This is a genomic window from Arthrobacter sp. FB24, assembly GCF_000196235.1.
Taxonomy (GTDB): Bacteria; Actinomycetota; Actinomycetes; order Actinomycetales; family Micrococcaceae; genus Arthrobacter.
Genome location: NC_008541.1, coordinates 276,811 through 303,172, shown reverse-complemented (window position 1 = coordinate 303,172; position 26,362 = coordinate 276,811). Strand labels below are relative to the sequence as shown.

Sequence of the window (26,362 nt, the reverse complement as noted above, 5' to 3'; positions counted from 1 at the left end):
GAAGCCTAGTCCCTTGCGCCGGGCGCCTCACCCGGAACTTCCCGGGCGGACGTTGCGAGGGGGTTCGCCAGCCGGCCGGCCATCTGCAGGCCTCCGGACGGGTCCGCCAAGTCCAGCATCTGCTGGTTGTTGCGCAGCTGCAGCCTGTTCAGGCAGGAGAACTGGAAGTCGGGCGCAAACAGGTCGTGGCGGGCAAACTGGTCTGCCAGCTCCGGGTGTTCCGCCTGGTAGTCGCGAATGGCTTCAGCCGCGATGCGCCAGAATTCCTTGCCGCCAAGCACGCCATCCTCCTCGAGGAGGGCACCGAGGAACCGGAAGATGCAGTCGAACACATCGGTGAAGATTGCCAGGACCTTCTCGCCGTCGGGAATATCCGCCTTGATCCGGGACACGGCGTCCGGCAGCTCGAGCCGGTCCCCCATCACTACGATTTCCTCGGCAATGTCCTTCATCACCGCACGCACGGGCACGCCGTTTTCAAGGACCAGGATCACGTTCTCCCCGTGCGGCATGAACGCCAGCTCGTAGCGGTACAGGCAGTGCACCAGCGGGACGAGATAGGCCTCGAAGTACCGCCGAAGCCACTCCGCCGGTGCGAGTCCGGACTGTTCGATCAGCGCGGACGCCATGGGCCTGCCGGCCGAGTCAACGTGCAGGAGCGAGGCCATGGTGGCGAGCTGCTGCCCGTCCTCCAGCAACGGCAGCGGGCTCTCCCGCCACAGCGCCGACAGCATTTTCCGGTACGGCGAATCCGTGGCGGATGCCGCCTCGTAATAGCCGTTGTGGTATCCGATGGCGGCCACCTCGCGGATCATGGCGAGTCCCCGGCCCCGCAGGGCCTCGTCGCCGCCGATCAGCTCCTGAAGCCAGTCGTTGATGGCCGGGGTGGCCTTCATGTACAGCGGCGAGAGCCCGCGCATGAAGCCCATGTTCAGGACAGACATGGCCGTCTTGACGTAGGCCTTTTCCGGCGCGGACGTGTTGAAGAATGTCCTGATGGACTGCTGCGCCTGGTAGCTGTCAGCCCCGATGCCGAGGTGGACAACGTGCTGCTGGGCGATTTCGGCGGCAAAGGTCACCGTCAGCTTGTTCTCCCACTGCCAGGGGTGCACCGGCATCAGGAAGTACCGGGCCGGGTCCAATCCCAGGGCAGTGAGCTCGGCATCGAAGAAGGCCAGGACGCCCGCGCCGAGTTCGGCGTCAAGGTGGGCGGCATAGTCCAGCCCCTCGCTGGAGGTGAACACCGCCTTGCTCCGGTGCACTGCGATCCATTCCAGCTGGACGGGAGCGCCGGCTTCCGGAGCGAAGGCACGGTGATCGTGGATGCCGAAGCCCAACCGGCCGTTGTTGGCCACGAAACAGGGATGCCCCTCAGTCATGCTCCGTTCAATGGCCTGGAAGTCCGTGGCCGCATCCGCGCCGCGCGTCACACCGGCCGCCAGCTCAGCGGAGGACGGCTGGCCCATCCACTGCTTGTATGCATGGCTGGAGAGCGTGCTGCTGATCTCCTCAAGGTAGACCGGGAGCATCTCCGGCCGGATCCCCAGGGTGTCGCGGAATTCGGTGATGAACCGCAGCGCGTCCAGGGGCGCGTCCTCCCCCTCCCGGCTGCACGTGATCGAGCCGGCATCCACGGACCAGTGCTCAAGGGGCAGGATCGTAGCGAAAAAGCGGTATTCAACCGTGGCGTCATCACTGAGCACCCGGTAGTCCCGGGACCGGGCTGCGGATTGCCTCCCGCCCCCGGCCGGGTCCCCGGCGCTGGTTGGTTCCGGGCAGAGGATGCGCTCATGGGAGAACTCGGCGAGCGCCTTGCGGACAAGGTGGCGGTTGGCCGCCGCCCAGCGTTCCGGGGTGAGGTGCGTTGCCGCGTTGCCCGTGGTCAGGACGGCTTCCAGGTCAGCGATGGTCATAGTGATGCTCCGGGGTGGGTCGGGGATGGATGGCGGGCGGCGCGGGCGGCATGGAAGGCTTCCCGGGTGCAGAAACTGAGGAGGGCCTGCTTGTCCGGCAGGGCGATCTCCCCGGACGGCCGGAATCCCAGCCGTTCGTTGAGGACATGGATCTTGTGGTTCCGGGCGTCCGGCTCAACCACCACGCGCTCCACCCTGTCCTTCGCGAAGAGCCGGTCCAAAACCGCTTCCATCACGGCGGCGGTATAGCCGGTGCGGGGCGGCCCGGCCGGCGGTGCCACCAACAGGTGCATGCCGATGTCCCCCGGCTGGACGGCATAGAGGCCGGCCAGGGGTGAGAAGGCCGGAAGGTACTCCTCCATAAGGAAGGCGGGAACTCCGCCGTCGAGCCCCAGCAGCGCGTGGTGATGCCCGCTGGACTGGATCTTTGAGTACTCCCGGACAACGTCCGGCACGCTGGCGGACTGCATCCCCCAGAAAGCGGCATAAGGACGGGTCACCCAGCCATGGAGGAGCTGCGCGTCGGATTCCGGGTCGAAGCAGCGGAACATGAAACTCATGCCGGCACCAGTGCCGGCGCCGGCACCCCGAACTCCTGGAAGGCAATGCTTTGTTCCACGGGATAGATCTCACGCCCGCAGATTTCGCGCAGGATGCAGGAGTTGCGGTAGGCGGCCATGCCGAGGTCCGGCGTAACGAAGCCGTGGGTATGGAGTTCGGCGTTCTGGACGAAGATCTCGCCGGGCTCGACGCCAGTGCTGTAGTTGCGCTCCACCGCGAACCTGCCGGTGCCGTCGCGGGCGATGCGGTCCTGCACTCCGGACAGGAACCCCGGCTCGCGGTAGCCGAAGCCGGTGGCAAGCACCACGGCGCCGGTGTCCAGCGCGTAGTCCGCGCCCTGCTCCTCGTGCCGCAACTGCAGGGTGTGCGTACCGGCTGCCGGGTCCCAGGAGGCCCCGGTGAGTGCCGAGTGCGTCAGCAGCCGCGTATCCACGACGCCGGAGAGGCTCTTGGCATACAGGAGGTCGTAGATGGCGTCGATGAGCTCGGAGTTGATGCCTTTGTACAGGTTCTTCTGGCTCTTGATCAGGCCGTCGCGCTGCTCCTCCGGAAGCCCGTGGAAGTAGTCCACATACTCAGGCGACGTCATCTCCAGGGTGAGCTTGGTGTACTCCAGCGGGAAGAACCGCCCGGACCGGGTGACCCAGTTCAGCCCGTATCCGTGGGCGTCGATCTCCTGCAGCAGTTCGTAGTAGATTTCGGCGGCGCTCTGGCCGCTGCCCACGATGGTGATGCTCCGCTGCTCCTGCAGTTCACTTTTCCGCGCCAGGTAGTCGGCGTTGTGGAGCACCACACCGCCTCCGTTGGCTGCCGCCTCGACTATTCCGTCGCAGGCTGCCGGTAGGTACGGCGACGTTCCGGTGCCCAGCACCAGCCGCCGCGCGCGCAGCACCTCAGGCCCGGCCGGACCGTCCACGGACAGCGTGTACACGCCGTCGTCGTACGTGATCTCCCGGACGTCCGTGCCGAACCGCACCGATTCGAGTTGGCCGGCCACCCACTGGCAGTACTGGTTGTACTCGGCGCGGAGCGGGTAGAAGTTTTCCCGGATGTAGAAGCGGTAGAGCCTTCCCGTCTGCTTCAGGAAGTTCAGGAACGAATACGGGGATGTGGGGTCGGCAAGCGTCACGAGGTCCGCCATGAACGGGACCTGCAGGTGGGCGGGCTCCAGCATCATGCCGGGGTGCCAGTCGAACGAGTCGCGGCGCTCCAGGAACACTGCGTCGAGCCCGTCCACAGGCTCAGCAAGCGCGGCGAGTCCCAGGTTGAAGGGTCCAACGCCGATTCCGGCGACGTCGTATATGCGGCCCGGGGTGCCGACGCCTGAAGTACTGGAACCAGCGGCGCCGGAGGCTGCGCTCACGCTGCGGCCTCCTGCCCGGCAAGCAGCGCTTCGCCCGTGCTGCGGAGCAGGTCGATGATCGCGTTGATGTCCTCCGGGGTGGCCTCGGCGTTGAGCAGCGTGAACTTCAGGTAATGCCTGCCGGCCACCGTGGTTCCGGCCACCACCGCGTCCCCCGAGGCAAACACCGCGGCCCGGATGGCCGGATTGAGGATATCCGCGGTGTCCTCCTCAACGCGGGTTCCGTCAGCAAGGACCGGGCGGTACCGGAACACGAGCGTGCTCAACTGCGGCTCGGCGGCCAGCTCAAAGTCCGGGTCCGCGGCCAGGGCCTGCCCGGTGCGGGCCGCAAGGTCGATCGCTTCGTCCAGCAGGGCACCTACGGCATCCGCCCCCATGATCCGGAGCGTGAGCCAGAGCTTCAGCGCGTCAAAGCGCCGCGTGGTCTGGATGCTCTTGTCCACCTGGTTGGGAATCTCCGCCAGCGCGGCGCTCTCCGGATTGAGGTAGTCCGCATAGTAGGCCACATGCTGCAGCATGGCCCGGTCCCGCACCAGCAGGGCACTCGAGCTGACGGGCTGGAAGAATGTCTTATGGAAGTCCACGGTGACCGAGTCGGCCAGGCAGATTCCCTCCAGCCGGTGCCCGTAGCGGCCGGAAACCATGAGCCCGCCGCCGTAGGCGGCGTCGACATGGAACCACGCCCCGTAAGCCTTGGAGAGGGCGGCCAGTTCCGCGAGCGGATCCACCGCGCCGAAATCGGTGGTCCCGGCGGTTCCCACGACGGCCATCGGCACCAGGCCGGCGTCGGCAGTCCGCGCGAGTGCGGTCTTCAGCGCGGCGTGGTCCATCCGGTGGTCGGATCCGTACGCGACCGGCACGACGGCGTCGTACCCCAGCCCCAGCATGGACGCCGATTTGCGGATGCTGAAGTGGCTGTCCTCCGAAGCGAAGACCCGCAGCTTGTCCAGCAGGCCCGGCAGCCGGAGGGACTCGTTGCCGGGCAGCGTCCGCAGTCCGGCGACTGCGTGGTTGCGGGCAATAAGCAGCGCCTGGAGGTTCGACTGGCTTCCGCCGGACGTGAACACGCCGTCGGCCGTGTCGCCGAGGGACAGCCGCTCCGCGGTCCAGTCGATGAGGCGGCGCTCGATCATGGTGGCGCCCGCGCTCTGGTCCCAGGTGTCCATGGAGGAATTCACGGCGGATAGGATGCTCTCCCCCACCAGCGCCGGGATGACCACCGGGCAGTTCAGGTGGGCCGCGTACTTCGCGTCGTGGAAGTAGACGGCGTCCTTCAGGTACACCTCTTCAAGTTCAGCCAGCGCGGCAGCGGTGTCCGGGAGGGGGCGTCCCAGGTCGACGGCGGCGACGCGTTCCCTGAGTTCGCGGGGTCCGACGCCGGAGAACGGTTTGGTGGTCCGCTCCAGTTTGGTGGCCACGGCATTGACGCCCTGGAGGACCTGGGCCACGTAGCGCGGCGCATTGCGGGAGTTGAACAGGTGGTTGGTGGCGGCGAGGGCGAGCTCCACCCGGGAGCCGAAATCGTGCCCGGCAGTCGGGGCAGGCAGGCCCAGGGGTTTTTCGTCCACAGGGGGCAACAGCGTCACAAGGTTTTCCTTTGGTAGGCGTTTGGCGGCGCGCTAACGTAGCAAGGCAAGCCTTACTTAGGTAATCCTTTTAGTCAAACTTTTGTGAGCTAATTATGAAATTGGCGTATTTCCGGGGTGTTCGGGGTCAACCGGGCGTCATTGACTGTCCCCTACGCCGCGGTTGGGGCAGAATTTGCCGCCTAGTGCGTGGCGCTGGCTGCTGTCCTGCGGCGGCAGAGCAGCGTCCAGCGGTTCCCGGTGCCCTCCTTGGCGTAGGAAAACTGGTCCAGGGCCACCTTGGCAAGGGCGAGTCCGCGGCCGCTCCCGGACATGTCGTCCGGCAGTTCCGCCGCCGTCAGGTCGATGCCGGCGGGCCGGGCATTGTCCGTGAACTCGGCATACAGTCGCGCCGGTTCGCATTCCACCGCCAGGACGAACCGCACGGGGTCGGTGGTGGACGGCTGCGAGTGCTCGATGATGTTGGACGCCACCTCGATGAGCGCAGTCTCGAACCGGATGCGGTCCATGGGCTCGATTCCGGGTTCGCCCGCCCAGACTTCCTCCAGCAGGTCATGGACCAGCTCCAGGCTTTCGGGAACCGCGGCGGCCCGCAGGCCGAACTGGCTGCTCATCAATAGGCCCCATCCACCGTGGCGACCGGCTGAAGCACCTTGTTCAGGTTGGTCATTTCCAAGACCGCCGTGATCTGCGCCGTGGGGTTGGCCAACCGGAGGTCACCGCCGGCCTGCCGCGTCTTTTTCAGCCCGGTAATCAGCGCGCCCAGGCCGGACGAGTCAATGAAATCGGTGCCGGCCAGGTCAACCACCAGCCGAACCGTGCCGTCGCTGATGAGCGCGTCAATGTTGGCGCCGAGGTGCGGCGCCGAGACCATATTGAGCCGGCCCACGGGACGGATCACGCCCACTCCGTTGGCCAGGGTCTCGTTGGTGAATTCGATCATTGACTTACCTCTTTCTTCTTGTTGCTGTCCAGCCAGGCGTCGTAGCCGGGGTATCGCACAGCCTCGATGACCACGCTGAAGATCAGCAGGTCGAAGGCTATCCATACAAAGTTGACGGAGCTGCCCAGGACGTCGCCCTGGCCCAGCAGCAGGCGGATGACACCCACAAAGGCGGCCAGGACCAGGACAATCATGGCAATCAGCTGCGGCCGGACCAGGTGCCACGGCAGCCGGTTGCGTTCCTGCAGCGTCTTGGGGGTGACCCTGAAGTCCAGGTCCCGGCCCAGGAACACGTTCCCGAATGCGGAAGTGACGGACTTGATCCAGGTGGGGAAAAGGGCCAGGGAATACTGCTGGCCGCGCCATGTCTTCACGCCGCGCCCCACCACCAGGAACAGGATCTGGTTGACCACCAGGAACGGGACGAGCCGGAGGAAGAACTCGTTGCTTAGCGACTGCACCGGCAGGATCCCCAGTGTGAGGTAGATGACGGGGGCGGCGATGTAGGCCACCGCGGCGAACCCGGCAAGATAGCTCCACATGGTTGCCAGGTACATCAGCCGCTGGGCAATACTCAGCCCTTTTTGCAGCAGCGGATTCTCCCGGAACATGACCTGCATGGTTCCCTGCGCCCACCGGAGCCGCTGCGTGAGCATCGAATCGAGGTCCTCGGGGGCCAGCCCGTCGGCCAGCTTTTCGTGGTGGTAGGCCGACTCCCAGCCGAGGGAATGCAGCCGCATGCACGTGGCCATGTCCTCGGTGACGGAGATGGTGGCCAGGGGCATGACGGCCTGTGCCTCGCCGGCCTTCTCGGCGTTGACGGATTCGATCAGGACGCGGACGGTTTCCACCGCTCCCAAGGGAGACCAGTCGCGCTGGGAGAGCCTGTCCAGCGCAACGTCGTCGATGACCGCAAGGGAGCCGTCTGCGTCGATCGTCCGGGACAACCCCTCGATGGAGTTCAGCTCGGCGTGCAGGGCCGCGAAGTCTTCAGCAACGAGGTTCCGCGCCACGGTGTCCACGCGTTCCTGGAACCGTTAGGTGACGTCGGCAATGCTCTGGCCGTCGCTGAGCTCACGGCGGACCTGCCGCAGGTCGGTCGCCACGGTGGTCAGCGCCGCGGCCAGCCGTTCCTGCCCGTGGCCAAGCTGCCGCCTCGCCTTCGCCACCACCTTGTCCGCCGTTCGAAGCGCCTTGTTCAGCGCCAGCTCGGTTTCCGAGACGTAGCGCATCACGCCCAACTGCATCAGGGCTTCACGGCGGATGATCGCGTTGGAGCCGCAGAAGAATGCGGCGTTCCAGCCGTCCTTGCCCTGCTGGATGGGACCATAGAACAGCGGCGCCTGGCTGCCCAGGGGATCATTGGGCGGGACATTCACAAACACCTGGGGAGTCTGGACCAGCGCCATCTTCCGGTCGTTGAAATAACCCAGGGTGTGGTCCAGGATCTTGGGGTCCGGCACCTGGTCGGCGTCAAGGATCAGCATGAATTCGCCGTCTGTGGCGAGCAGCGCGTTGTTCAGGTTGCCGGCCTTCGCATGGCGCGGGCGGTTGGTCCAGTCCTCGGACCGGGTGATCCAACCGATGCCTTCCGCTTCCGCGATGGCACGCAGCTCGGCGCGGTTGCCGTCGTCGAGGATCCAGGTGCGGTGCGGGTACTCGATGTTCTTTGCTGCGCGGGCCGTTCCCATCACCAGGTTAAAGGGCTCGTTGTAGGTAGTGATGAACACGTCGACGGTCAGGCCCGGCGGCGGCGGCGGCGGTGTGTCCCGCTGCCGGTAACGCCACATGGTGACGCCGAACAGCAGGGAATCCACCAGGGAGTATGTCTCGGCCAGGACCAGAGGAACCGCGATCCACCATGCCTCCCAGTTGATCGACACCATCCAGCGCCAAATGATGTAGTTCAGGCCCAGGATGGCCGTGGCCAGGACAATCAGCCTGATCGTCAGCTCTCGCAGTCTCAGCCGGCGCGGGTTCATGGCTGCCTCCGTACAACGGTTGCGGTTACGTCGTCCACCACCGGGCAGAAACCGTGACCCGCGCCCGCGAAATCCACCCAGGGCTCGCCCGTGCCGTCTTTGGACTTCGACCAGGCGGTATTGCCGTCCAAGGTGGTATAGGCGATGGGCGCCCGGGCACGCCTGATTAACCGGTCCTGCGGAAGTCCACATGCTTCCGGCCCGGATTCCACCACGTCACGCCCCAGCACGCCCGGCTGTCCCCCTGGATCCTCGTCGCTTCAGTCAGCCGCCCGGTGAGGATCCGGCTCCGGTGTGAGACCGATGGAGCGGGAAAAGCGGACTGTCCTGAATCAGTCCAACCTTATCTGCACAGCACGGAAAGGGCTAAGGCTCGGAGCGACGTGTGAACCGGGACCGCGGTGGGAGGTCAGCCGGCTGCGACTTCCTCCTGCGTTGGCCCCTCGGGTTCCGTGAGGTGCCGCTGATGGAGTTCCTCCGCGGCCAGTTCGTACCAGGTGTGCGCCCCGAAGGCGGGGCTGCGGGTGTCCAGGTGCCGGTACAGTGCGTCGGCCAGTTTGCCGAGGGCGTCGTCGGACAGCGCCTTGACGGTTGATGCGGGATCCAAGTTCCCCTCGAGGTACTCGGACAACTCCAGGCCGTCAATGGTGCGCTGCTCGCCGGCGGCCGCCGGAGCGCCGTCGACGTCGAACGCGGTGGCGGCCTCAGCGTCCAGGAGGGCGTTGATTTCCCCGTCCAGGATCTCTTCGCCGCCTGCAAGCCCGGCATGCTCAAGGCACATTGGAAGTTCCGCGGGCTCGGCCAGGGTGAGCCGGAAAGCATCGGCGCCGCCGGCGGCCTGGTGGTCGGCAATGTGGCGCAGGTACATCAGGACCTCGGGGTCCAGATGGGAGGCATTGTGGAGGTCCACGGTAATATCCTGCTCCGGCGAGAGCCGGCGCCCACGGCGCATAATGTGCAGCAACACGGGGTAATTCGACTGAGTCAGGCATCCGGCGACTTCCAGGGTCACCCGTCCGGGATCAACATCCACACGGACCAGCACACGCAGCTTATGGTTCAAGGGTTCTCCCAATGAGACGTCCAAGAGCCAGCTTCATAACTCACCTAAACCATACGAAATTGTTGCCCGCGCCACAAGCTGACCTTCCGGCCAGAGTCACACGGCTACGCCCGGATTTAGACTTGAAACATGGACAAGATCACGCTGGACACATCGGTGGCGGGACAGTTGCAGGATCTGGTCATCAGCAGCCAGGACGTCAGCGGATTCCTGGCGGAGTTCTGTGAGCTTTCCGCCGACTCCCTCTCACGCACCCTGGGCCAGGACGTTTCCTGCGCGGTCACACTGAACCGGCACCACCGGACCACCACGGCAGCCTGGAGCAACCCGGAGGCCCGCCTCTTCGACGAGATCCAGCGCAACTACGGAGAAGGCCCCTGCCTCCACGCGATGTCGACGGGCACCACGGTGCTGGTCCGGGACACGCGCACTGACTCACGGTGGCCGGAATACGGCCACGCAGTTGCCTCGCTGGGGCAGTTGAGCGTGCTGGGCGTCCCCCTCACCCTTGACTCCGGCGCTTCCGCGGCGCTGAATGTGTTCGCTCCGGCCCCGAACGTTTTTAGTACTGCCGCGATTCAGAAGGCTGAACTCTTCGCTGTGCAGGCCGAGAAGGCGCTTCGCCTCGCAGTAAGAATCGGCGTGCAGCAACAACTGGCTGAGGACCTGCGCTCCGCCATGGAGTCCCGCACGGCAATAGACCTCGCGGCCGGGATCATCATGGGCCAGAACAGGTGTTCACAGGAGGAAGCGATGGCTATCCTCACCAAGGCTTCCAGCGGACGGAACCTGAAGCTCCGGGTCGTGGCGGAAAAGCTCGTGGAATCATTTACCCCCGGGTCACCCTCCACGCATTTCGACGGCTAGGGCGCCGTCAACAGTCGGGCGCAAACCTAGGAAGCAGTGACCTAGGAAGCAGTGACGGGGTCCGTCGGCGGCTGCTCGGGCCAGTCGATGAACTGTCCGTACGCGTCGTGCTTTTTCAGGTAGCCGTAAATGAAGGGGCAATGCGGGATGATCCGCTTGCCGGCGGACACCACGTCATCGAGGGCGAAATGCGCCAGCACCTTTGCCAGGCCCTGCCCTTTGAACTCCTCCGCCGTATCGGTGTGGATGAAGTCCACGTGCCCCGGTCTGTCCACGAAACGCGACTGGACCGCCAGCTTCCCGCCGACACGCAACTCGTACCGGTGAAGGTCATCATTCCGGGTGGTGGTGACGTCCGGGCTGAACGTGTCTTCAGTGGATACCGTGTTCTCCGTCATGGTTCGACATTGGCACTTAAAGGCCCTTGTGGCAATGGTCCGCCGGAGGCGTCCGGCGGACCGCCGGGCCGCACAGGAATCCGGCCAAGCAGGAGCACGGCCAGCGCAAAGCATGCCGCTCCCCCGCCCAGGAGGGCGAGCGTCAGCCCGTTGATGGCCGCGTCAACCACCGGGATGAAGACCGCCACGACGGCGAGGACCACCGCGGCGGCGGGCCGGCGGCGGGAGTGGGCTGACGCCGTCGGCCGTTCTTCCAGCCTCCCGAAGACGGCCAGCGCAGGCAGCAAAAGCGCCATGACGCCGAGCAGGACCATCGGCCGCGACCACCACCAGGCGGCCGTCCCGGCCGGCGGTTTGGGGAAATCGGTGAGCAGGATCAGCCCGGACATCGCGGCCAGTAGCGGCAGGTGCCACAGGTAGATGGTCATGGCGCGCCGTCCGGCCATCCCCACCACGGTCTGGACCCACTGTGCCGAGGCCGCCCCGCCGAGCACCGGCCGGGCGAGCTGGAGCGCCGCCGCCTGCGCCGCGCCCAGGAGCAACAGGCAAAGGTTGGGAGGATTCAGGTTTACCAGCATGTTGCCGCGGTACAGCCCCAGGCCGGTGACCAGGCCCAGAATGAGGTTGCTCGCAATGATGACACCCACCAGCGTGGACGCGCCGGGCTTCCCGGCCGGGGCATCGGCGAGCAGGAACCCCAGCTGCTGGACAGCGCACCAGAGGAACAGGATGTTGGCGTAGGCCAGCAGCGGCAGGGATCCGCGAAAGCAGTCGACGGCCACCACCAGGGCGGTGAGGCCGGCAAGTGTCAGCCACGGTGCGCGGTCATGGAGTGCCGCCAGCCAGGGGATGTTCAGCTGGGCCGCCAGGTACGCAGCCAGGAACCACAGCGGCATCCCGGCGCCGGTGACGATCAGCTCAACCACCTGCGCTTCCACGCCCGACAGCCGCGCAGCCCACAGCGCGGCGAACATCACGGCCAGCAGCGCGGCGGCCGGACGGACAAGCCGCAGCAGCCGCGCCTGGGCGAACTCGACGCCGTTGCCGCCGCGGGCCTTGAGCCGCCGCCAGGACTGCAGCCCGGTGATTCCGCCAGCCACGAAAAAGAGCGGCATCACCATGAAGATCCAGATGATCGGCTCGAACCAGTCCTGCAGGGCGAGGGTGTTTTCGGTGGTGACGGTGCCGTCGGGGTGAAGCACGGGACTGACCATCATGGTGTGGCCCACCACCACCAGGGCCAGGCAGAAGAAACGGGCAAGGTCGATCACCGCGTCGCGGTCCGGTGCAGGAAAGTCCTGCCCTGCGCTTGCCTGCGGCTTCTGCTGCTGCGGAACACCCATTGCGCTCCCTACGGAGGCGGAACGATTCTCTGCGTACTGTCCATTGTCCGCCGGGCCTCCGTCAAGGGCCAGAAGCCATGCCGCTCAGGCGGCCAGCAGCCCCAGGAGGCCGAGCGCGACGGCGAGAAGCGGCGTCGTGCCTTGTGTGGCGGCCGCGCGGAGGTACTTGCGTCCGCTCAGCGCCAGGACGGCGGCAGCGAGCAGCATGGAACCGCAGGAAGCGAAAATCAGGGTCCAGCCCACCGGCGGCTGGCCCCACAGGACCGCGCCGATGCCGATCAGCGCGCCGACGGCAAGGAACAGGTTGTAGAAGCCCTGGTTGTAGGCCATCGGCCGGGTGGTCTCGGCGTCGGCCTGCGAGGCGACCCCGAAGCGCTTCCACGTGGCCGGCCGGGTCCAGGTGATGGATTCCATGGTGAAGATGTAGACGTGCAGCAGGGCGGCGATGAACGCAAAAACGAGGGAGGCCGGGATCATGGCTCGATCCTAGCCTCCCCCGTTGGAGTTTTTTCGCGGACTCAGCGCGTGAGGGTGGACAGGGCGCCCGCGGCGAACTCCCTGGCCGAGGCGTTCCACTTCACGAGCAAACCCTGGAGGTTCTCGCCGTCCGCACGGTGCGGGCCGGTTTCGGATTCCAGCGTGGCCAGCACGCCGGTGCGCAATTCGGTGTTGAAGTTCACCTTGCCCACGTTCATGGCGGCCGCCTTGACCAGCTCCTCCGCCGGAATGCCGGAGGCGCCGTGCAGCACCAGCGGGATATGGGTGCGCACTGCGATGTCCTGCAGCACGTCCCACCGCAGCTGCGGTTCGCCCTTGTACTTGCCGTGCACGTTGCCCACGGCCACGGCCAGCAGCTGGGCGCCGGTGCGGGCAACGAAGTCTTCCACCTGGGCGGAGTCGGTCAGCCCGGCGGCGCCTTGCGCAGAAGACCCGACGGCGTCCGCCCCGAAGGCGCGGTCCTCGTCACCGGCCAGCCCGCCCAGTTCCGCTTCAATCACGACGTCGGCATGGCCTTGCGCTTCCAGCACGGCGCGCGCTTCGCGGACCAGGGCGATGTTTTCCTCGTAGGGCAGCGACGAACCGTCCGCGAGGACCGAATCCGCCCCCGCCGCGACGGCGTCGGCAATCACCCGGAGATCGGAGGCGTGGTCCAGCTGCACGGCAATCGGGACGCCGGCCGAGTCCGCCAGCCCGCGGAGTGCCGTGATGAGCCGCAGCCCGTTGGGGGTGCCGGCCGTCTTCGGAGCCACCAGCAGGATGGCCCCGCGGCCGGCTTCTTCCGCCGCCTCCACCACTGCCAGGGCCGTGGTGAAGTCGTAGCAGGTGAAGGCCGGGACTGCTGCGCCCTGTTGGAGGGCGGAAACTACCAGGTGGTCGAGTCGGGCACGCATCAGGCGCTCAGGCCTCCCACGAGGATCCAGGCAACAAAGGTCAGCGCGAAGCCGGCCAGGCCCAGGATGGTCGTGAGGACCGTCCAGGTGCGGAGACCGTCGGACACGGACAGGCCCAGGTAACGGGTCACAATCCAGAAGCCCGAGTCGTTGACGTGGCTGAGCCCGAATGCGCCGAAGCCGATGGCAACCAGGATGAGCGCTGTCTGTACCGGCGAGTAGCCGCCGTCAGCCACTGAGGCAGCAAGCAGACCCGCTGTGGTGATGATGGCGACGGTGGCGGAGCCCTGCGAAGCGCGGAGGATGGCGGCGAGGATGAAGGCCATCAGGATCACCGGGAGGCCCGCAGACTGCAGTCCTTCGGCCAGCGCCTTACCGATGCCGGAAACTGTCAGGACCTTGCCGAACACGCCGCCGGCGCCGGTTACGAGGATCACGATAGCCGTGGGAGCCAGCGCAGAGTCCATGACTTCACCGGTGTGCTGCGAGGACCAGCCGCGGCGGATGCCGAGGAAGTAGTAGGCCAGTCCCAACGCCGTTAGCAGCGCGATCAGGGGTGCGCCAATGAACGCGGCGAGCTGGGACGCGAAGGAATCCTTGGGCAGCATGACCGCGCCCACCGTGCCCACCATGATCATGAGGATGGGCAGGACAATCAGGGTGATGATCATGGCAGGACTGGGCGCCGTTTTGACGGCGGTGAGCACGGACGACGTCGACGTTCCCTGGGGCGCATCCTGTTCAACTTCCGACTTGCCGCTGCCGAAGAGGCGGAACTGCTCGGCCGTGGTGGACAGCATGCTGTATTCGCGGCGGTTCAGCTTCTTGGCCACAAAATAGCCGAGGAACCCCACGGGGATGCAGATGAGCAGGCCAAAGATTGTGGCCCAGCCGATGTCTGCCTTGAGGATGCCGGCACCGCCGACGACTCCGGGATGCGGCGGAACGACGACATGGATGGCCAGCATGATGGCGCCGACAGGAAGTCCGATCTTGACCGGGTTCACACCAGCAGCTTTGGAAAAGCCGTAGATGATGGGAATCAGGATGATGAATCCGACGTCGAAGAACACCGGTATGGCGAGCAGGAATGCTGCTGCCGTGAGGGCTGCAATAACCCGGCGGGGGCCCAGCAGCTGGGTGAACTTTCCGGCAAGCGACTGCGCCCCGCCGGAGATTTCGATCATCTTTCCGAGCATCGCGCCGAGGCCTACCAGGATGGCCACGGAACCGAGCGTCCCGCCCATGCCTTCCGTGACCGTTTTGATGATGTCCGGAAGGGGGATTCCGGCGACGAGTGCTACGCCGACGCTGACCACAAGCAGCGCCAGGAAAGCGGGAATCTTGAACTTGATCACTGCCACGAGCAGCAGGGCTACGCCTGCGACTGCTATGGCCAGAAGAGCTAGAGCGCTCATAGGGTGTCTCCTTTGACGTCGCCGGCAACGCCCGGCGAGGTGGTTCGACGACGACGGAGGGGGGACCGCCGTCGTCGGGCTTTAGGTGGGGATCAAGCGTTGCGCTTGGTGGGGGCGACGACCTTGATGACGGCGGAGTCGTCGGCCGCGGCGAGGCCCTGGGCCTGGCCCAGGAGGTAGAGCTGCTCGGCTGCGGCGGCAACGGGGGCCGCCAGGCCGGCGGCCCGGGTGGCCTTGCCCACGATGCCCATGTCCTTGACGAAGATGTCCAGGCGGCTCAGCACCTCTGCACCACCCTCGTTGTAGGCCTCCAGGATCCGCGGGCCGCGGTTGGAAAGCATGAACGAACCCGCTGCACCGGCTTCGAGGGCCTTGAGGGTCTTCTCCTGGTCCAGGCCGAGGGCGTCGGCCAAGGCAAGGGCTTCGGCAGCGGCGGCGATGTGCACGCCGCAGAGGAGCTGGTTGACGGTCTTGAGCGCCTGGCCGTCGCCGGGCTTGTCGCCCACAACGGTGAGGGTGGAGGCCAGCAGCTCCAGGGCGGGGCGGGCCTTTTCCTGCGCCTCGGGCGATGCGCCCACCACGATCAGCAGGTCGCCTTCACCGGCGCGCTTGGGGCCGCCGGAAAGGGGCGCGTCCACCAGTTCGACGCCGTATTCGGCCAGCCGGTCCACCGTGGCCGGGATGGCGTCGGTGCCTACGGTGCTGCCGAGGATCACGACGGCGCCCGGCTTGAGCACGGACGCCACGCCGTTCGCGCCGAAGAGGACGTCGTTGAGCTGCTCGCCGTTGCGCACTGCCAGGAGCAGGGCGTCGGCACCTTCGGAGGCTTCGCGGGCAGAGGCGAAGGTGCGGATCCCGGCTTCTTCGGCGAGCTTGAGGCGCGGCTCGGCGATGTCGAAGCCGTGGACGGTGAGCTGGCTGGCCAGGCGGGTGGCCATGGGCAGGCCCATGGCGCCGAGCCCCAGGACGGTGATGGTGCAGTTGCTGGTCATGGTGTTCTCCATTGAATGAGTGGCGGGAGGCTTAGAAGGTGTTGCTGAGCTTGCGGGTGACCTCGGCGAGGGACTGGTCGTCGCCCACGTTGCCGGCGAACACGATGAACGGGATGCCCTTGGCGGGGCCGTCCACCGGTTCCCACAGGCTCACGATGCCCGGGAGCATGGGGCCGCGGACGATCGCGTGGCGGATTTCCAGGCCGTGCGCGGCGACGTCCGAGGACGTGATGCCGCCCTTGGCGATCACGAAGCGCGGCGGAAAGGTCTTGAGCGTGCGGTTCACGACCGCGACGACGGCAGCGGACACCGTCCGCGCGATCCGCAGGCTTTCGGCGGCGTCGTCGGTCCTGATGAGCAGTCGGCTGGTGTGGACGATGACATCGCCGCCACGCAGCGCCTCCACCACCATGTCCACCGTCTCGTCAAGGTAGCTGGCTGCGGCATCGCCCAACAGCTTCTCGACGTCGATCTCGACGATGCGCGCTGCGCTGTGCTGTTCGGTGAGGGCCTTGAGCTGGCGGGTGGTGACGCCGACATGGGAGCCGACGACGATGAGCCCGCCCGCTTCCGAGGGGGTGTTGCCGGCGTAGGCCTCTTCGCCGCTGAGCTCGGCGCGGATCTCCTGGCCGATCCGGGCGCGGACAAACGGCGGACCCACGCGGTACAGGAGTTTCTTGCCGCGGCGTTCGGCTTCCTCGAGGCCCAGAGAGAGGGCGCGGAGGTCGTTTTCGGAGACGATGTCGGCCACGATCGGGGTGGACTCGGTGGCGGACTCGATCGCGTCGGCGATGGCCTTGGCGGAGATGTGCGGATCGGTGGAAGCCCGAATGATGTTCAGGTCCAGGACGATCACGGAGTCCGCGGCAAAGCGCCCCTGCGACTTCTCCTCCACATACTTGGCCATTTCGGAGTTGGCGAAGCCGAAGGAGGCATCCTTCGCGAACTCGGTCTCGGCCACCGGCGTCAGCGTGCCTGCTTCGTCCCCCGTACCGCGCATGTAGTGCACGCCGCCGATGGTGACCCGGCCGGCGTCAGGGAACGCCGGAATGATGACGACGCCGTCGGTCGCCTCGCCGCTGACGGCGGCCACGGTGGCGGCGATGACGTCCGGCTCGAGCGGGTAGTGGCCGCGGAGGGTGGAGTCGCTGCGGCTGACGAAGCCGAGGCGAAGGCCGGAACCGGCGGTGCCGGCTTCGCTCCCGGCTGAGCCTGCTGCGGTCAGGGCGTTGCGGACGATTTCTTCGTTCCGCTCGGCAGCCTCTGCCGCGTCCAGGCTGCGGGTGTTGGTCAGTACGTAGACGGCGGGCTTCGTCTGGTTGTCCCGGATGTGGGCGAACGCCCAGGTGAAATCCGCCACGTCCCAGCGGGTGAGGACGGGCAGGTCCGCAACGGACTGGGTGCCGGTGGGGTCGTCGTCGAGCACTACGAGCACTCGGGGGGAGGCTGCCGAAGACGCCGCCACAGCGTCGGCAACCAGCTCAGCGGGAATCTGGACCTCTGCCGGAAAGGCTGCCAGTACATCTGCTTCAAGGGGCACTTTGCACTCCGTTGTGTATGAAATCTCTGTTGCGGGTAGGTATTTGTAAGATGTCAGACATCTAACATTTGAATGCTAGTGTGGCACAAGGCACAGGGACGCGCAAGTAGACTTGTCGGACAAATCGTCGCTCACCGCTGAACGGGGGAAAATTGGCACGTAAATCACTGGTCGGCGTGGTGGCCGACGAGCTCCTGGACCGGATCATTGCCGGCGAGTTTCCTCCCGGCTCCAGCGTCCCCGGCGAGCTGGAGCTGAGCGCGAAGCACGAGGTCAGCCGGATGACCGTTCGCGAAGCCATGAAAACACTCGAAGCACAGCGCATCCTGAGCGTGGAGCGCGGGCGGGGGACGTTCGTCAACCCGCTCAACCGCTGGGCTTCCCTGGAAGCAGTGCTCCGCGCAGCCTCGGAGGGCGTGAATGACGCCTCCGCCGCAGTCCAGCTAATTGAGCTCCGCCGGATGCTGGAAACAGGGGCGTGCGAACTCGCGGCGGGCCGCATCAGCGACGCCGAGATAGGTACCCTGCACGGCTACGTGGCAGCCATGCGCAAGGCCCATGACACCGACGACCTGGCCGGCTTCGTGGAAGCCGACCTCGCCTTCCACGACGTTATCCTGCGCGCCTCGGAGAACGTTTTTGTGGCCGTCCTGTTCGAGCCGCTGCACCGCGTGCTGGAAAAGCGCCGGACGCAGACGTCCAAGTTCCGCGACATCCAGGAGCATGCGATCGGGCACCACCAGGCAATTGCGGACGCCCTGGAGTCGCGGGACGCCGGACGCTCACGCAGTGCCATGGACGCGCACATGCAGCAGACCCTGGATGACCTGAAGACATACGTGCTCGAGGCGAAAACCGCCTGACGCCTTAACCTCCCGGCGAGGGAGCGGCCGCTAAGCGGGGGCTCGCGGCTAGGCGAGCGAGAGGAAGAGCTTCTCCAGTTCAGCCTTGTCCAGGCTGGGGTCCTCCTGCTGCAGGCACTGCTGAAGGCCCGTGGCAATGATGGAGAAACCGGCCCTGTCCAAGGCGCTGGAAACAGCGGCCAACTGCGTTACCACACTCTTGCAATCGCGGCCCTCTTCGATCATCCGGGTTACTGCCGCGAGCTGCCCCTGCGCGCGGCGCAGGCGGTTGATGACCGGCTTCATGTCGGCGGGATCGAGTTCCATTGCTTCCTCCGTGGCTCTAGGACTTTATTCATCTTATACCCCCCTTGGTATTATCTGCTGCTTGTGTAGCTGGACTCACACCGGCCCGGGCCTTGGGACCACGCGGAATTGCGCCCTTCGACCCTGTTGCCGGGCCCGTGATGGGGTCACCATGGGAAACGTGAGTACGTTCAGCATTCCTGGACCGGCGCGGATACCCTCCGCGGCGACCACTCCGGCTCCGCACCCCTGGAACCGATACGTGGCACTGGGAGATTCCTTCACTGAGGGGTACGGCGATCCGGAGCCGCAAAGCCCGGGCGGTGTCCGGGGCTGGGCAGACCGGGTAGCGGAGGAACTGAGCCTGGGCCACCAGGACTTCGCCTACGCAAACCTGGCGGTCAGGGGCCGCCTTCTCCAGCAGATCATGGACGACCAGCTGGGGCCCGCGCTCGAACTCAGACCTGACCTTGTCACACTCTCGGCCGGCGGCAACGACCTCGTGTTCCGCGGCAGTGATCCGGACAAGCTGGCAGAGAGGCTGGATCCGGCCATCGGGCTCCTCAGCGCCACCGGGGCGACCGTGGTGCTCTTCACCGGACCGGACTGGGGGAACACTCCGGTCTTTGGCCGCATCCGCGGCAAGGTGGCCATCTTCAACGAAAACCTGCGCACCATAGCGGCCCGGCACGACGGCGTGGTGGCCGACCTGTGGACACTGCGCCAGTTGGCGGCTCCGCACATGTGGGATCCCGACCGCCTGCACTTCTCCCCGCTGGGCCACCACACCATTGCGGCGATGGTGCTGGAGACGCTCAATGTGCCCCACACCCTGAAGCCGCTGGAGCCCAAGGTGCTGCCCGTCAGCAGTTGGCGGGAGGCCAGAAGCAGTGACCTGGTCTGGGCCAAGGACTACCTGTTCCCGTGGGTGGTGCGCCGGGTCCGGCAACGGCCGGCGAACCTGGGCCTGAAAGCCAAACGACCGGAACCCGGCCCGATATTCGGTCCGGGCGTGGCACATGGCCCGTTCCCAGCCGGCCCGCTTACCGCCGGAAAGCCCTAGTCGCGCTGCGCTGCGTCCGCTAATCTGCAGGGACGGCCCGCAGTTCCGGGTGTCAATGGAGATTATGAGGAGCGAAGTTGTCGAATCACACCTACAGCATTTCTGAAATTGTCGGAACTTCAAACGAGGGTGTGGACGCAGCCGTCCGCAACGGGATCGCCGAGGCCGCGAAGACCCTCCGCAACCTGGACTGGTTCGAGGTGAAAGAAATCCGCGGACACCTTGAAAACGGTCAGGTGGCCGACTGGCAGGTGACCATCAAACTGGGATTCCGCCTGGAGCGCTGAACCGCGAAATATCAGCGGGACGTTTCCTGTGGCGACTTGCGCCGCCAGACGGTGGGCGAGCCGTTGTAGGACGGGAAAATGTGTCCTTCGAAGAAGGTGTGGCCATCATGCGGCGCGTCCGCGGGAGCCCACAGTCCGGATGCCGGGCAGTGGGTTCCTGTGGCGCCGGCGGTGGCCACCCGTTCCCTGAGCAGTGCGATGCGCTTCATCGTTGAATCCCATCCTTGGTAGTCGAAAAGGTCTATTCCAAGGCTAGGAAAGCGGCCAGGATCCCCCAATGGGCGTATGCCCAAAATCAGCCTGTTTCGTGTGGCAGCTGCACAACTGCAGCGGCCGGTCCTGACGCCACACCGTCCATCCCGGCCCCGAAGCTGCCCAGCAGCGTTAAGGAATCGGCCGAAGCCGAACCCGGTTTCGCGGAGAATATCCGGAGGACCTGATCCGGGTCCTCCGGGAGGACCAGGTTTTCAAAATCCAGCTCCAGGTCTCCGACCACCGGGTGGCAGAGCCGTATGCTGCCCGCCGACGGAGCGGCCACGCGGTGCCCGGCCCACCATTGGCGGAAGTGTTCGCTATGGACCGCGAGTTCGCCCACCAGTTGATTGGCCTGGGCGTCGTTCGGGTGCCGCCCGACATCCACGCGCAAGGCTCCGACGGCCTCGGCTGCCACGGCCTTCCAGCCGGGGAACAGTTCGCGGGCGCGCGGGTCCAGCAGGAGCCAGCGCGTGAGGTTGCGCTCCCCTGCCGGCATGGCCGGGAAATCCGCAAACAGCAGGAAGGCTAGCGGGTTGCCGGCCAAGACGTCGCTCCGGCGGCCCAGGACCAGCGCGGGGACATCACCCACCGCGCCGAGGAGCTGGCGCAGGGCCGGGCGGACACCCTGGGCCGGGATCGGCGAGCGCTGAGATTCGGCGCAATTCTCCAGAAGGTCCATCATGTGCGCCTGCTCGCTGGAATCCAGGCGCAGGGCCCGCGCCACCGAATCGAGCACCGCCCTTGACGGGTGGATGTTGCGGCCCTGCTCCAGGCGGGTGTAGTAGTCCGTGCTCACGTCCGCCAGCCGGGCTATCTCCTCGCGGCGCAGCCCGGGGACCCGCCGGGCGCCGGAGGTTCCGGGCAGCCCCGCATCCTCCGGCTTCAGCCGTGACCGCATGGCCTTCAGGAATTTTCCAAACTCGGCGCTCTGACCCATGCCTTCCATTGTGCACGGCCGGGGAGCTTCCGCTCTACAACGAACGTAGGACTGTCAGTCCTAGGAAAAACAGGAACAGGCATGGCTACTGACAGGGCGTGGCAAAGTGCATAGGCTCGAAACGTAGCCAGCACGAAAGCGGTTTCCCGCTTGCCCTTCGACGATCCCTCGACCGGAAGAACCGACGATGTCACAGACGCAGCAAAACACCATCCCGCAGTTGACCCTCAACAACGGAGTCAAGATCCCGCAACTCGGCTTCGGCGTGTTCCAGGTGCCGCCGGAAGAAACGCAGCGCATCGTCGAAGATGCGCTCGAAGCCGGCTACCGCCACATAGATACCGCCGCCGCCTACCGAAACGAGGCCGGAGTGGGGGCTGCGATCTCCGCGTCGGGCATTCCCCGCGAGGACATCTTCATCACCACCAAGCTCCGCAACGGCGAACAGGGCAACGCCCACGAGGCATTCCAGAACAGCCGCAAGGCACTCGGCGTCGAGTTCGTGGACCTCTACCTGATCCACTGGCCCGTCCCCTCCCAGGGGCTCTACACCGAAGCTTGGAAAGCGATGGAAAAGCTGTACGCCAACAGCCAGATCCGCGCCATCGGCGTCTCGAACTTCCTCGGCGAGCACCTCGACACGCTCCTCCCGGCGGCGGACGTGGTCCCGGCGGTGAACCAGGTCGAAATCCACCCCACCTTCCAGCAGCAGGAACTGGCCGCCAAGTGCAGGGAACTCGGCATTGCCGTGGAGGCGTACAGTCCCCTCGGCCAGGGCGCGGACCTGAATGCAACGGCCGTGAAGGATCTTGCCGGCAAATACGACGCCACTCCGGCCCAGATCGTGCTGGCCTGGCACCTCGCCCAAGGCACCATCGTCATCCCCAAGTCTGCCGATTCCAAGCGCATGCGGGAGAACCTGGGTGCCGTCGCAGTGGAGCTCTCCCCTGCCGAACTCAGCGAAATTAGCGCCCTGGAGTCGGGTGCCCGCGCGGGCGCCGATCCCGCCGTCGCCGCCTTCAGCCAGATGTAACCGACCGTCGGTGATTGAGCCTGTCGAAACCGATCTCGACAGGCTCAATCACCGGAGCAACTGAACCACAGCCAGATAGGACATCTCAGCATGCAGTACACACACCTTGGCCGTTCCGGCCTGCAGGTTTCCCGCCTGTGCCTGGGCACCATGAACTTTGGACCCCAGACCGAAGAAACGGTCGCGCACTCCATCATGGACTCCGCCCAGGACTCCGGGATCAACTTCTTTGACACCGCCAACGTATACGGCGGCACCGACCACCGCGGCTGGACAGAGGAAATCATCGGCCGCTGGTTCGCCCAGGGCGGCGAACGCCGCGAACGCACAGTGCTGGCCACCAAGCTCTACGGCACCATGACGGACCGGCCCAACGAATCCAAGCTGTCCGCCCTGAACATCAGGCGGGCGCTGGACGCGAGCCTCAAGCGGCTCCAGACCGACTACATCGACATCTACCAATTCCACCACATCGATCGGAACACCCCCTGGGACGAGATCTGGCAGGCCATGGAGGTGGCTGTCCAGCAGGGCAAGATCCTCTATGCGGGCAGCAGTAACTTTGCCGGCTGGCACATCGCCCAGGCGCAGGAATCCGCTGCCCGCCGCAACTTCACCGGCCTGGTCAGCGAGCAGTCCATCTACAACCTCCTGACCCGTGACCTGGAGCTGGAAGTCATCCCGGCCGCACAGCAGTACGGGCTCGGGCTGATCCCCTGGTCGCCGCTGCACGGCGGCCTGCTGGGCGGCGTGCTGAAGAAGGAGCGCGACGGCGTCCGCCGCACCGAAGGACGGGCGGCCGAAACCCTGAAGAAGCACCAGGAGCAGATCCGCCAATACGAGGACCTGGCCGACGACCTGGGCCACGAGCCCGGAGACGTTGCCCTCGCCTGGCTGCTGCACCAACCCGCGGTCACCGCACCGATCGTCGGTCCCCGCACGCAGGAACAGCTCGACGCCGCCATCCGCGCACTGGACGTGACGCTCGACGAAGACGCGCTCAAGCGCCTCGACGACATCTTCCCCGGGCACCGCACCGCCCCGGAAGACTACGCCTGGTGAGTCTTCCGGCTACGGTTGCGGCGCCGTCGGACATCCTGTTCATCGGCGGAACCGGTGTGATCAGCGCGGCGGCGGCAGAACACGCCGTCGCGCTGGGCCACCGGCTGACGATCCTGAACCGCGGGAAATCGGCCGGCCGTCCGACTCCGGAAGGCGCAGAAGTCGTCACCGCCGACATCCGGGACAGCGCGGCCGTGCGCGAGGCGCTGCGCGGCCGCACCTTCGACGCCGTCGCGGACTTCATTTCGTTCACCCCGGAACATGCCGCGGCCGCCATCGAGCAATTTTCCGGCAGGACCGGCCAGTACGTGTTCATCAGTTCCGCCTCCGCCTATCAGAAACCGCCCGCCCGGCTGCCGATCCTGGAGTCGACGCCGCTGCGCAACCCCTTCTGGCAGTACTCGCGCGACAAAATAGCCTGCGAGGACCTGCTGATGCGGGCGTACCGCGACGACGGCTTCCCGGTCACCGTGGTCCGCCCTTCACACACTTACGACCGCACCAAAATCGCCCTGTTGGGCGGCTGGACGGACATCCACCGGATGCGGGAGGGCCTGCCGGTGCTGGTCCACGGCGACGGAACCTCGCTATGGACGCTGACGCACAGCAGGGACTTCGCCAAGGCCTTCGTGGGCCTGCTGGACCGGCCGCAGGCGGTGGGCGAAAGCTACACCATCACCTCGGATGAGTTCCTTCCCTGGGACCAGGTGTACCGGCTGTTTGCCCGGGCGGCAGGCGTCGCCGAGCCGGAACTGGTGCATGTGGCTTCTGAAACCATCGCGGCCCACGATTCCGAACGCGGCCCGTGGCTGCTCGGAGACAGGGCACACTCCGTGGTGTTCGACAACTCCAAGGTCAAGTCCCTCGTGCCCTCATTCCAGGCCTCCATCCCGTTCGCGGACGGCGCCCGAGAGATCGTCCGGTGGCATGATACCCACCCTGAGTTGCAGCAGGTCGACGACGGTTTCATGGAACTCAGCGACCGGCTGGTCGGCTGGTCCCGCCGGCGGTAGGCCAACGGTGGCCACCCGTTCGATTCCGCGGCCCGGGCCTCGGAATCGTTGGAATACCGTGCCTTCTGACATCTGTGCAAACCGACTCCGATAGGAAAGACTTTCCAAATGGCACTCTCACCAGTGATTGAGCTCAATGACGGACACCGGATTCCCCAGATCGGACTGGGGACCTGGCCGCTGGACGATCACCAGGTGGCTGCCGCCGTCGTGAACGCCGTGGAAGGCGGGTACCGGCACATCGACACCGCCGTGAAATACGGCAACGAAAAAGGTGTGGGAAACGGCATCCGCTCCAGCGGCCTTGACCGATCAGAACTGTTCATCACCACCAAACTGGACGGAGAATTTCAGGGGCAGGACAGGGCGGTGGCCGGCCTGGACGGATCACTCAAACGCCTCGGACTGGACTACGTGGACCTGCTTTTGATCCATTGGCCACTCCCCCGGCGGGATGAATTCATCTCCACCTGGAAAACTTTCGAGCGGTTGCAGGCGGACGGAAAAGTGCGGTCAATCGGTGTGTCCAACTTCAAACCGGCGCACTTGGAGCGACTCATGGCTGCCTGCGATGTTGTACCTGCCGTCAACCAGATCCAGGTCAGTCCGGCCATCACCCGGATAGTGGATATTGCCTACAACCGGCGCCATGGAATCGTCACCGAGTCGTACAGCCCCCTGGGTGCGGGCAGCGACCTCCTGAACGCGCCAGTGCTGGGGAGAATCGCCCAAAAGCATGGCAAGACCCCCGGTCAAATAGTGCTCCGCTGGCATGTTGAGCAGGGCCTTGTCGCCATCCCCAAAACGGCCAATCCACAGCGCATGAAAGAGAACCTGGACATCTTCGGTTTTACGTTGGACGCGGACGACACATCCGCCATTGCAACGCTGGACGGAGGTGACGAGTCCGGGGTTAATTCCGACGTTCAAGGCCACTGAAAATCGGCGCTCCCAGGAATTCACAGGGTCGCCGACTGGCAGATTAATACTAAGCATGATTAGTATTAGGTAGAAGGATGTAGCGTGCCCGGGATCCGGGCACCTCCTCAATGAAAGAAGAAGGAACGATAAAATGGGTTTTTTCGCATTTCTGATTCTGGGCCTTATCGCTGGAGCAATCGCTAAGGCAATCCTCCCGGGCCGTCAGGGCGGTGGCATTTTCATCACCCTGCTCCTGGGCGTCGTAGGAGCTTTCCTCGGCGGCTGGATTGGTAGCCTGCTCTTCGGTGTTGGCATCAACGAGTTCTTCTCGCTGTCCACATGGCTCCTGGCCATTGGCGGCGCGATCATCGTCCTGCTTGTTTACGGCATGATCACCAAGCGCACGGCCCGCTAAAGCGGAGTCCGGCCTGAGAAACGGCCCCGGGATTTTTCCTGGGGCCGTTTTTTTCATTCAGGCCCTACAATCTGCGGGCCCTAAACGGCGGGCGACCGTCCCCTTCACCGGCCCGTCCACGTACGGAACCTTCTCACGGAGCAGGAGTACATCATGAAAGCAAAACTTCTTTTCGGTACCGGAATGGCAGCAGGCTTTGTCCTGGGGTCCAGGTCCGGACGCGCCGCGTACGAAAAAATCAAGGCGAGGGCTGCGGCGCTCTGGGACAGCAAGCCCGTTCAGGACAAAGTGGCTGCCGCAACCGAGGCGGTCAAGGAAAAGGCTCCCGAGGTTTCCGACCAGCTAACGGAAGCCGCCCGCCGCGCCGGCACAGTAATCAGTTCCGCTGTGCACCGGGACAAGCCAAGCGACAGCGCCAAGGACAGCCCGGCTGCATCCGGCGTCCCCGCCACCGAAGGCGAGCTGCCCGCCGGTGACTATGTCCCCTCGCACAGCACTCATCCGGAGACCGTGAACCTCGGGACTGCTGACAGCAGTACCGCCGGCACCACGGACAGCGCCACCGCCGGCGGCATGCCTGACACCACCAGCGATCCTGCCCTCAATGACTCAACCGGCCAGGACTGGTCCGATGAGGGAGGCGCGACGCCCGCCGGCGCCGCCACCAACACGAATCCTGAGCGGACCTAAAAACCCGTCAACAGCTGTGCCGACCCGTCCGGACCATTGGTTCCAGGCGGGTCGGCCCATGTCTGCCCGCATTCCCCCGCCTCGCGCCGCGCGTCCCAGGGCCCTGCGCTCCCGCGCTGCGCGCATCCCGGGGCCCCGCGAGGGCCCGTCGACACGCATCCGTCCCAGTCCATCGCAC

Annotated in this window: 27 protein-coding genes and 1 pseudogene; 10 read left to right on the top strand and 18 right to left on the bottom strand. The window is 65.7% G+C overall.

Annotation, left to right across the window (positions count from 1 at the left end):
- Positions 1–5: 5 nt before the first annotated feature.
- The 8 genes and pseudogenes from ARTH_RS01475 to ARTH_RS23350 all read right to left on the bottom strand — a co-directional run bounded on the left by ARTH_RS01475 (position 6) and on the right by ARTH_RS23350 (position 9,315).
- Positions 6–1,913, bottom strand: a complete 1,908-nt coding sequence (locus tag ARTH_RS01475) for an IucA/IucC family protein (RefSeq protein WP_011690159.1) — start codon at positions 1,911–1,913, stop codon at positions 6–8.
- Positions 1,910–2,473, bottom strand: coding sequence for a GNAT family N-acetyltransferase (locus tag ARTH_RS01470; protein ID WP_011690158.1), 564 nt, complete (start codon positions 2,471–2,473; stop codon positions 1,910–1,912). Before ARTH_RS01470 ends, ARTH_RS01475 begins: the two co-directional genes overlap by 4 nt.
- Positions 2,470–3,837 (bottom strand): lysine N(6)-hydroxylase/L-ornithine N(5)-oxygenase family protein, encoded by a 1,368-nt coding sequence (locus ARTH_RS01465; RefSeq protein ID WP_011690157.1) that lies wholly within the window; start codon positions 3,835–3,837, stop codon positions 2,470–2,472. Before ARTH_RS01465 ends, ARTH_RS01470 begins: the two co-directional genes overlap by 4 nt.
- Positions 3,834–5,417 carry a pyridoxal phosphate-dependent decarboxylase family protein gene (locus tag ARTH_RS01460; RefSeq protein WP_052309743.1) on the bottom strand — a complete coding sequence of 528 codons (1,584 nt, stop codon included), beginning with the start codon at positions 5,415–5,417 and terminating at the stop codon, positions 3,834–3,836. The genes ARTH_RS01465 and ARTH_RS01460 overlap by 4 nt, the downstream gene beginning before the upstream one ends.
- Positions 5,418–5,605: 188 nt before the next feature.
- Positions 5,606–6,037: an ATP-binding protein gene (locus tag ARTH_RS01455; protein WP_011690155.1), complete on the bottom strand. Its 432-nt coding sequence runs from the start codon at positions 6,035–6,037 to the stop codon at positions 5,606–5,608.
- Positions 6,037–6,366, bottom strand: a complete 330-nt coding sequence (locus tag ARTH_RS01450) for an STAS domain-containing protein (RefSeq protein WP_011690154.1) — start codon at positions 6,364–6,366, stop codon at positions 6,037–6,039. The genes ARTH_RS01455 and ARTH_RS01450 overlap by 1 nt, the downstream gene beginning before the upstream one ends.
- Positions 6,363–8,348: pseudogene (locus ARTH_RS01445) on the bottom strand (glycosyltransferase family 2 protein). Before ARTH_RS01445 ends, ARTH_RS01450 begins: the two are co-directional and overlap by 4 nt.
- 409 nt (positions 8,349–8,757) lie before the next feature.
- A complete protein-coding gene (locus ARTH_RS23350) occupies positions 8,758–9,315 on the bottom strand; it encodes a hypothetical protein (protein WP_156810597.1) in 558 nt (185 codons plus the stop codon).
- Positions 9,316–9,540: 225 nt separating this feature from the next.
- Between ARTH_RS23350 and ARTH_RS01435 the strand changes: the two genes are divergently transcribed.
- Complete coding sequence (locus ARTH_RS01435; RefSeq protein WP_011690150.1) at positions 9,541–10,278, top strand: GAF and ANTAR domain-containing protein; 738 nt, start codon at positions 9,541–9,543, stop codon at positions 10,276–10,278.
- 41 nt (positions 10,279–10,319) lie between these two features.
- On the opposite strand, the gene ARTH_RS01430 is transcribed toward ARTH_RS01435, so the two are convergent.
- The 7 genes from ARTH_RS01430 to ARTH_RS01400 all read right to left on the bottom strand — a co-directional run bounded on the left by ARTH_RS01430 (position 10,320) and on the right by ARTH_RS01400 (position 17,360).
- Complete coding sequence (locus tag ARTH_RS01430) at positions 10,320–10,676, bottom strand: GNAT family N-acetyltransferase (RefSeq protein WP_011690149.1); 357 nt, start codon at positions 10,674–10,676, stop codon at positions 10,320–10,322.
- Entirely contained in the window at positions 10,673–12,019 is a 1,347-nt protein-coding gene (locus ARTH_RS01425; protein WP_011690148.1) for an acyltransferase family protein, read from the bottom strand. The genes ARTH_RS01430 and ARTH_RS01425 overlap by 4 nt, the downstream gene beginning before the upstream one ends.
- Positions 12,020–12,103: 84 nt before the next feature.
- On the bottom strand, positions 12,104–12,496 hold the full coding sequence (locus ARTH_RS01420) for a DUF1304 domain-containing protein (RefSeq protein WP_011690147.1): 393 nt from the start codon (positions 12,494–12,496) through the stop codon (positions 12,104–12,106).
- A gap of 41 nt (positions 12,497–12,537) precedes the next feature.
- Complete coding sequence (locus ARTH_RS01415; RefSeq protein WP_011690146.1) at positions 12,538–13,410, bottom strand: class II fructose-bisphosphate aldolase; 873 nt, start codon at positions 13,408–13,410, stop codon at positions 12,538–12,540.
- Positions 13,410–14,828 carry a GntP family transporter gene (locus ARTH_RS01410; protein WP_011690145.1) on the bottom strand — a complete coding sequence of 473 codons (1,419 nt, stop codon included), beginning with the start codon at positions 14,826–14,828 and terminating at the stop codon, positions 13,410–13,412. The genes ARTH_RS01415 and ARTH_RS01410 overlap by 1 nt, the downstream gene beginning before the upstream one ends.
- Before the next feature lie 92 nt (positions 14,829–14,920).
- Positions 14,921–15,820 (bottom strand): NAD(P)-dependent oxidoreductase, encoded by a 900-nt coding sequence (locus ARTH_RS01405; protein WP_011690144.1) that lies wholly within the window; start codon positions 15,818–15,820, stop codon positions 14,921–14,923.
- A gap of 31 nt (positions 15,821–15,851) precedes the next feature.
- Positions 15,852–17,360 (bottom strand): four-carbon acid sugar kinase family protein, encoded by a 1,509-nt coding sequence (locus ARTH_RS01400; protein ID WP_011690143.1) that lies wholly within the window; start codon positions 17,358–17,360, stop codon positions 15,852–15,854.
- A gap of 152 nt (positions 17,361–17,512) precedes the next feature.
- On the opposite strand from ARTH_RS01400, the gene ARTH_RS01395 reads away from it, so the two are divergent.
- Positions 17,513–18,223, top strand: a complete 711-nt coding sequence (locus tag ARTH_RS01395) for a FadR/GntR family transcriptional regulator (protein WP_011690142.1) — start codon at positions 17,513–17,515, stop codon at positions 18,221–18,223.
- A 48-nt stretch (positions 18,224–18,271) separates the two neighbouring features.
- On the opposite strand, the gene ARTH_RS01390 is transcribed toward ARTH_RS01395, so the two are convergent.
- Positions 18,272–18,529 carry a metal-sensitive transcriptional regulator gene (locus ARTH_RS01390; RefSeq protein ID WP_011690141.1) on the bottom strand — a complete coding sequence of 86 codons (258 nt, stop codon included), beginning with the start codon at positions 18,527–18,529 and terminating at the stop codon, positions 18,272–18,274.
- A 151-nt stretch (positions 18,530–18,680) separates the two neighbouring features.
- Here ARTH_RS01390 and ARTH_RS01385 point away from each other — a divergent pair, with 151 nt between their 5' ends.
- Positions 18,681–19,571, top strand: coding sequence for an SGNH/GDSL hydrolase family protein (locus tag ARTH_RS01385; protein WP_011690140.1), 891 nt, complete (start codon positions 18,681–18,683; stop codon positions 19,569–19,571).
- Between the two features lie 77 nt (positions 19,572–19,648).
- A complete protein-coding gene (locus ARTH_RS01380) occupies positions 19,649–19,858 on the top strand; it encodes a dodecin (protein WP_011690139.1) in 210 nt (69 codons plus the stop codon).
- An 11-nt stretch (positions 19,859–19,869) separates the two neighbouring features.
- Here ARTH_RS01380 and ARTH_RS01375 read toward each other — a convergent pair whose 3' ends face one another.
- Both ARTH_RS01375 and ARTH_RS01370 read right to left on the bottom strand, forming a co-directional pair.
- Complete coding sequence (locus ARTH_RS01375; protein WP_043429237.1) at positions 19,870–20,067, bottom strand: hypothetical protein; 198 nt, start codon at positions 20,065–20,067, stop codon at positions 19,870–19,872.
- An 86-nt stretch (positions 20,068–20,153) separates the two neighbouring features.
- Positions 20,154–21,050 (bottom strand): helix-turn-helix transcriptional regulator, encoded by an 897-nt coding sequence (locus tag ARTH_RS01370; protein WP_083812648.1) that lies wholly within the window; start codon positions 21,048–21,050, stop codon positions 20,154–20,156.
- 187 nt (positions 21,051–21,237) lie between these two features.
- Here ARTH_RS01370 and ARTH_RS01365 point away from each other — a divergent pair, with 187 nt between their 5' ends.
- The 6 genes from ARTH_RS01365 (at position 21,238) to ARTH_RS01340 (ending at position 26,184) form a co-directional block, all read left to right on the top strand.
- Positions 21,238–22,083: an aldo/keto reductase gene (locus ARTH_RS01365; protein WP_011690136.1), complete on the top strand. Its 846-nt coding sequence runs from the start codon at positions 21,238–21,240 to the stop codon at positions 22,081–22,083.
- 90 nt (positions 22,084–22,173) lie between these two features.
- Positions 22,174–23,145 (top strand): aldo/keto reductase, encoded by a 972-nt coding sequence (locus ARTH_RS01360; RefSeq protein ID WP_011690135.1) that lies wholly within the window; start codon positions 22,174–22,176, stop codon positions 23,143–23,145.
- Positions 23,139–24,158, top strand: a complete 1,020-nt coding sequence (locus tag ARTH_RS01355) for an NAD-dependent epimerase/dehydratase family protein (RefSeq protein ID WP_043429235.1) — start codon at positions 23,139–23,141, stop codon at positions 24,156–24,158. Before ARTH_RS01360 ends, ARTH_RS01355 begins: the two co-directional genes overlap by 7 nt.
- A 108-nt stretch (positions 24,159–24,266) precedes the next feature.
- Positions 24,267–25,097 (top strand): aldo/keto reductase, encoded by an 831-nt coding sequence (locus tag ARTH_RS01350; protein ID WP_011690133.1) that lies wholly within the window; start codon positions 24,267–24,269, stop codon positions 25,095–25,097.
- A gap of 133 nt (positions 25,098–25,230) precedes the next feature.
- Positions 25,231–25,494 (top strand): GlsB/YeaQ/YmgE family stress response membrane protein, encoded by a 264-nt coding sequence (locus ARTH_RS01345; RefSeq protein WP_011690132.1) that lies wholly within the window; start codon positions 25,231–25,233, stop codon positions 25,492–25,494.
- A gap of 153 nt (positions 25,495–25,647) precedes the next feature.
- A complete protein-coding gene (locus ARTH_RS01340) occupies positions 25,648–26,184 on the top strand; it encodes a hypothetical protein (protein ID WP_011690131.1) in 537 nt (178 codons plus the stop codon).
- The last annotated feature ends 178 nt before the right edge of the window (positions 26,185–26,362 follow it).